This is a genomic window from Alkalicoccobacillus porphyridii (assembly GCF_007293315.1).
Lineage (GTDB): Bacteria > Bacillota > Bacilli > Bacillales > Bacillaceae_D > Alkalicoccobacillus > Alkalicoccobacillus porphyridii.
The window spans coordinates 1-258 of the sequence record NZ_VLXZ01000291.1 but is presented as its reverse complement, the minus strand read 5'-3'; the positions used below and the strand labels follow the sequence as shown (position 1 = coordinate 258).

Sequence of the window (258 nt, the reverse complement as noted above, 5' to 3'; positions counted from 1 at the left end):
CAACCAATCCCCCCAAAACGCGCGCATTTGGTCGCTTTACCCACGCAGGCAGCTACACCACCACGATCACTCGCCCTACTCTCTTTCGTTCGTATCTTAATGAACAACTTACGTTGCTGTATCAGGATTATGGTGCGCATATCTCAGTGCAACCCTCGCAGCATGAAATCCCTTATCCTTATGTCATCGATGGCTCTGAATTGACACTTGATCGCTCAATGAGCGCTGGGTTAACTCGCTACTTCCCGACAACAGAAC

At 49.6% G+C, this 258-nt stretch carries 1 protein-coding gene; it reads left to right on the top strand.

Going from position 1 to position 258, the window contains the following annotated elements; genetic code table 11:
• The coding region (locus tag FN960_RS24355; protein WP_368854066.1) for a hypothetical protein at positions 1–258 on the top strand (258 nt) is incomplete at both ends.